This is a genomic window from Streptomyces sp. NPDC006265 (assembly GCF_040613555.1).
Lineage (GTDB): Bacteria > Actinomycetota > Actinomycetes > Streptomycetales > Streptomycetaceae > Streptomyces.
Genome location: NZ_JBEXSH010000557.1, coordinates 1 through 5,925, shown reverse-complemented (window position 1 = coordinate 5,925; position 5,925 = coordinate 1). Strand labels below are relative to the sequence as shown.

The 5,925-nt window shown below is 71.8% G+C and carries 4 protein-coding genes and 1 pseudogene; 3 read left to right on the top strand and 2 right to left on the bottom strand.

Annotated features, from left to right (window positions below; all coding sequences use genetic code 11):
* Both ABZ281_RS33695 and ABZ281_RS33690 read left to right on the top strand, forming a co-directional pair.
* Positions 1 to 1,717, top strand: a 1,717-nt coding sequence (locus ABZ281_RS33695) for a cysteine protease StiP domain-containing protein (protein WP_356661711.1), incomplete at its 5' end; no start/stop codon positions are given.
* Positions 1,717 to 2,526 carry an HAD family hydrolase gene (locus tag ABZ281_RS33690; RefSeq protein ID WP_356661709.1) on the top strand — a complete coding sequence of 270 codons (810 nt, stop codon included), beginning with the start codon at positions 1,717 to 1,719 and terminating at the stop codon, positions 2,524 to 2,526. The genes ABZ281_RS33695 and ABZ281_RS33690, both read left to right, overlap by 1 nt.
* A gap of 104 nt (positions 2,527 to 2,630) precedes the next feature.
* On the opposite strand, the pseudogene ABZ281_RS33685 reads toward ABZ281_RS33690, so the two are convergent.
* Both ABZ281_RS33685 and ABZ281_RS33680 read right to left on the bottom strand, forming a co-directional pair.
* Positions 2,631 to 3,237: pseudogene (locus tag ABZ281_RS33685) on the bottom strand (DedA family protein); the annotation flags it as partial.
* Positions 3,238 to 3,293: 56 nt separating this feature from the next.
* Positions 3,294 to 3,518 (bottom strand): zinc ribbon domain-containing protein, encoded by a 225-nt coding sequence (locus ABZ281_RS33680; RefSeq protein ID WP_356661707.1) that lies wholly within the window; start codon positions 3,516 to 3,518, stop codon positions 3,294 to 3,296.
* Between the two features lie 249 nt (positions 3,519 to 3,767).
* Here ABZ281_RS33680 and ABZ281_RS33675 point away from each other — a divergent pair, with 249 nt between their 5' ends.
* Complete coding sequence (locus ABZ281_RS33675) at positions 3,768 to 5,924, top strand: transglycosylase domain-containing protein (RefSeq protein ID WP_356661713.1); 2,157 nt, start codon at positions 3,768 to 3,770, stop codon at positions 5,922 to 5,924.
* Position 5,925: the final 1 nt, after the last annotated feature.

Here is a 5,925-nt window from a genome sequence, read left to right as displayed (position 1 = left end):
GGGAACTGCGCGACCAGCCCCCACCGGCCCGCACTCGGACGACAGCCGGATAGACCTGCACTGGCCCGCCGGCCTCCCCGACGGGGGGCGACACGGGTTCACCCCCGCGCATCGGGAGCTCCTGGAAAGCGCCCTTCCCGCGATGGCCCGCCGCCTGGCGGACGCGCTGCCCCACGGGGCCCGCCGCGTGCACATACTCGGCTTCGAGGAGCTGATGTACGTCCCGCTCAGGCTCGCCCGCGAGCTGGAGCGAAGCGCCGACGTCGAGGTCCGTTACTCGACCACCACCCGCTCACCCGTCCTGGCCGTCGACGACCCCGGCTACGCGATACGCACCCGTCTCGCCTTCCCCGCCCACGACGACCCCGCCGACGGCCCCGGCGAGCGGTACGCCTACAACGTCGCCGGCGCCGGCTTCGACGCCGTCGTCGTGGTGGTCGACTCGGCCGGGGACACCCCCGCGCTGCACGCGCCCGACGGTCTGCTGGCCCGCCTCGCCGCGCACACGCCGCGGGTCCTCCTCGCCGTCATACCGTCGTACGCCCCCGAAAGGCCCTCCATGCTGCCCGAGCCCCTCCGCGGCCCCGCCTTCTCCTCGTACGCCCCCGAGGAGGTCGGCTGGCTGCTCCAGGACCTCTCGGACGTGACGCTGGAGGCGCCGACCGAGGAACGCGAGGAGGCGATCCAGAGCGGCGGCGCGCACTACGCGGAGTCGCTGCCCGTGGAGTACCAGCCGAGCGAGCAGTACCAGGAACTGTTCCACGCCGCGCTGGAGGACTCGGCGGCCCGTATCGCCCAGGCGGTCGGCGTCGTCACCGAGACGGTCCTCGCCGAGCGGTCCCCGCGCCCCGTGCTGGTCTCGCTGGCCCGCGCCGGCACCCCCGTCGGCATTCTCATGCGCCGCTGGGCCCGGCACCGGCACGGCCTGGACCTGCCGCACTACGCCGTGTCGATCGTCCGCGGCCGTGGCATCGACGCCAACGCGCTGCGCTGGCTCGCCCGGCACCACGACCCCCGGGACGTCGTCTTCGTCGACGGCTGGACCGGCAAGGGCGCCATCACCCGCGAACTCGCCCAGGCCCTGGAAAAGTTCGAGAAGACCGACGGCATCACCGGCTTCGACCCCGAGATCGCCGTCCTCGCCGACCCGGGCTCCTGCGTGAGGACCTACGGCACCCGCGAGGACTTCCTCATCCCCTCCGCCTGCCTCAACTCCACCGTCTCCGGCCTGATCTCGCGGACCGTGCTGCGCGCGGACCTGGTCGGCCCGGACGACTTCCACGGCGCGAAGTTCTACCGCGAACTCGCCGGCACCGATGTCTCGGTGGCCTTCCTGGACGCCGTGTCCGCCCGCTTCCCCGAGGTCGCCGACGCCGCCTGCGCCCAGGCCAAGGAACTGCTCGCGACGGACCGCTCACCCACCTGGGAGGGCTGGGCCGCCGTCGAGCGCATCAGCGAGGAGTACGCCATCCACGACGTGAACCTCGTCAAGCCCGGCGTCGGCGAGACCACCCGGGTCATGCTGCGCCGGGTGCCCTGGAAGGTCCTGGCGCGGGCCGGGGCGGGCAGCGACCTCGACCACGTGCGCCTGCTGGCCGAGCAACGCGGCGTGCCCGTCGAGGAGGTCGACGGACTGCCCTACACCTGCGTCGGCCTGATCCACCCCAAGTACACCCGGGGCGCGACCGGCGCCGACGGCAAGGCGGTGTCGGTCTGATGCCCGTCCTCGTCGCGAGCGACCTCGATCGCACCCTGATCTACTCGGCCGCCGCCCTGGCGCTCACCATGCCGGACGCGCGGGCGCCCCGGCTGCTGTGTGTGGAGGTGCACGAGAGCAAGCCGCTGTCGTACATGACGGAGACGGCGGCCCGGCTCCTCACCGACCTGGGCGACGCGGCCGTGTTCGTGCCCACGACGACCCGGACGCGCAAGCAGTACCAGCGCATCAACCTGCCGGGCCCGGAGCCCACGTACGCGATCTGCGCGAACGGCGGCCATCTCCTGGTCGACGGCGTCTCCGACCCCGACTGGCACGCGCAGGTCACCGCACGGCTGGCCGACCAGTGCGCGCCGCTGGCCGAGGTGCAGGAGCACCTGCTGAGGGCCGCCGACCCGGTCTGGGTGCGCAAGCACCGCGTCGCCGACGACCTCTTCGCCTATCTCGTCGTCGAGCGCGAGTTGCTCGACGAGGACTGGGTGAAGGAACTCGCGGTGTGGGCGGAGAACCGCGGCTGGACCGTGTCCCTCCAGGGCCGCAAGATCTACGCCGTTCCCAAGCCGCTCACCAAGAGCGCGGCGATGCGGGAGGTCGCGCGGCGGACCGGTGCCGAACTCACGCTCGCCGCCGGTGACTCACTGCTCGACGCCGATCTGCTCCTCGCGGCCGACCGGGGCTGGCGCCCGGCGCACGGGGAGCTGGCCGACAGCGGCTGGACGGCGCCCTCGCTCAGGGCGCTTCCCGACCGGGGTGTCCTCGCCGGGGAGCGGATCCTGAGGGAGTTTCTGGGGGCAGTACGGGGCGCCTGAGAACTCGGGTGTCCTGGTCGTCGTGCGGGTGCGGCGCCGTCGTGGCCGTCCGCGCCCCGCGGCGGAGCCGCAGATCGACACAGCCCCGCGCCCCCTTCAGGGCGTCGCAGCAGCCGTACGGTGATGAACGCCGCCACCGTCACGGCCGTCACGGCGAGGACCACCTTCGAGTATGTGGAGACGATGTCCGAGACCTGGTGCCAGTTCGCGCCGAGGAAGTGGCCCGCGAGGACGAACACCGTGTTCCAGATGGCGCTGCCCAGGGTGGTCAGCCCCAGGAACACCGGTAGACGCATCCGCTCGACACCCGCGGGCACCGAGATCAGGCTGCGGAAGATCGGGATCATCCGGCCGAAGAACCCGGCCTTGGTGCCGTGCTTCAGAAACCAGGCCTCGGTCTTCTCGATGTCCGAGACCTTCACCAGCGGCAGCCGGGCCGCGATCGCCACCGTCCGGTCACGGCCGAGCAGCGCGCCGACCCCGTACAGCGCAAGCGCCGATCACCGAGCCGGCCGTCGTCCACAGCAGGACGGCGAGCAGGCTCATCCGGCCGCTGCTCGCGGCGAACCCGGCGAGGGGCAGGATCACCTCGCTGGGCAGCGGCGGGAACAGGTTCTCCAGGGCGATGGCGAGACCGGCTCCCGGCGCGCCCAGCGCGTCCATCAGGTCGTTGACCCACTGCGGCCCGGCATCCGCTGCGATGGCTGTCATGCCGCCACGCCAGGAAACCGAAGCTGAAGGGTTCCTGAGGAAACCCGGGGAGGGCGTCAGCCGCAGCAGCCGCCTCCGCAGCAGCCGCCCCCACCGCCGCCGCTCGGGCGGGGCGCGGACGCCGGGGCGGAGGCGGAGCCGCCGACCGCGACCGTGGAGAGGAGTTTCACCGTGTCGTCATGGCCCGAGGGGCAGGCCGCGGGGTCGGACGACTCGGCCATGGGACGGCTGAGTTCGAAGGTGTCGCCGCAGGTCCGGCAGCGATACTCGTAGCGAGGCATGAGGACAGATTAATCCGCGCCGACAAAAATGCCGCCTTCCGTGAACCCATCTGACCATTGTTGCCGTACCGGTGTGGAGGACCTGTAAAGGCCGCTGGTAACTTTCGAACGCGCGAGAAGCCGTACAGGCGGGGGATGACGAGGGATCGCTGCCGTCGACCACTGCAGCCAAGCCTTCCGCGCGAGCACCACCGTAAGCGGGAGGGAGACGCAGCCGTGTCGAAGGCTGGGCGGGAACCGGACGAGACCATGCAGTTGAAGGTCCCCGACTCCGTGCACGCGGACGAGACCGTGATGTTGCGCGTCGTCGGGGCGGCCCCGACCGACCAGGCGGACACGGCGTCCGGCGCGGCGAAGGACGGGAGCACACCGGACAGATCGCGTCGGCGGCGCAGAGCTCCCCGGCCCTCCCCCCTGTCCCGTCTGCACGCCGCGGCCCCGGGGCCGGCCCGGCTCGTCGCCCGGGTCGCGTCCGAGGCCCGCCGCCTGCGGCCCCGTTACCCGCACGTCGACCGCACCGGTTGGCGCCGCTGGGCGCCCTCCTGGCGGCAGTGGCTCGGTGCCGCGCTGACCTTCACCGGCCTGACCGTGGTCCTCCTGGGCTCCGCCTACGCCGCCACCGACATCCCGGACAACCTCAACACGTACGCCACCCAGCAGGACAACGTCTACTTCTGGTCCGACGGGACGCCCATGGCCCGCACCGGCTGGGTGCGGCGGCAGGCGATGCCGCTGAAGGACATACCCGAGGACGTCCGCGGGGCGGTGCTGGCGGCGGAGAACGCGAGCTTCTACAGCGACCCCGGAATATCCGTCAGCGGCATCGGCCGCGCCCTGTGGCGCACCGTCGGTCAGGGCGACACCCAGGGCGGCTCGACCATCACCCAGCAGTACGTCAAGAACGTCTACCTCAGCCAGGACCGGTCCGTCGGACGCAAGTTCACCGAGGCGATGCTCGCCCTGAAGCTCGACAACGAGATGAGCAAGGACGACATCCTCGAGGGCTACCTCAACACGAGCTGGTTCGGCCGCGGCACCTACGGCATCCAGCGTGCCGCCCAGGCCTACTACGGCAAGGACGTCAGGGAACTCGACGTCAGCGAGGCCGCCTTCCTCGCCTCCCTCCTCAAGGGCGCCGGCCTTTACGACCCGTCGCTGAGCGAGGCCAACCACGCCCGGGCTGTGGAGCGCTGGTCCTGGATACTCGACCGCATGGTCGAGATAGGCACCCTGCCGAAGAGCGAGCGGGCCGAGTACAAGAAGTTCCCCGAGCCGCTGAAGCGGGCGCCGGGGTTCGACACCGGCAAGCAGAGCGACTACCTCGTGGAACTGGCCGCCCAGTACGCCAAGAAGGCGGCGAACATATCGGCCAAGGAGTACGACCTCGGCGGCTACCAGATCTACACGACCTTCGACCGCAAGCAGGAGAGCGCGCTCACCGACGCCGTCGAAAAGGCCCGCAAGCAGGCGCGCAAGGACGACCCGGCCAAGGCGAAGGCCCTGCACTTCGGCGCCTCCTCGGTGGCCGCCGACGGGCGCATCCTCGCCGTCCACGGCGGCCCCGACCACCGTAAGCAGGGCTACAACGAGTCGAACGCGACCACCGTCCCCGCCGGTTCGGCCTTCCAGCCCTTCGTCTACGCCGCCGCCCTGGAGCACGGCGTGCACAAGACCCGCGACGGAGCCGCCGCCGAGGTCACCCCGCAGACGCTGTACGACGGGGACGACGGCATCGCCGTGCGGACACCCGAGGGCCCCTACTGGGACCGCGGCGGCAAGCAGGTCACCTCCCACAACGACGGCGGGAAGTCCTACGGGCGGATCGGCCTGGGCCGGGCGCTCGCCCTGTCGGTGAACACGCCGTTCATGCAGCTCGGCATGGACACCGGCCTGGACAGGGTGCGGGACACCGCCCAGCGGGCGGGCCTGCTCTCCTCCAGCTTCGGCCCTCAGGTGCCCGCGCTGTCGCTGGGCAGTGCCACGCCCAGCGCGATCCGGATGGCGAGCGGCTACGTCACATTCGCCGCCGCCGGCAAGCACGTCGAGCCGTACTCGGTGGCCCGGATCACCCGCAACGGCTCCGGCGTCGCGCTGAAGAAGCCCGCGTCCCGCCGCGCGGTGCGGGCGAGCGTGGCCGAGGCGGTCCAGTCGGCCCTCACCGACGCCTTCCGCACCGCCCACCCGGGGCCCGCCACGACCACCACGGTGGCCGGGAAGGCCGGCACCACGCAGAAGGACACCGCCGCCTGGTACGTCGGCACGGCCAACTCCGTGTCGACGGCTGTGGTGGCCTACCGCATCGACCTCACCAAGAGCCTCGAACCCCTGCCGCTGGACGGGATCGCGGGCAACCCGGGCGACAGCGTCCCGTACCGCATCTGGTCCGGTGCCCGCGGTATCGGCTGAC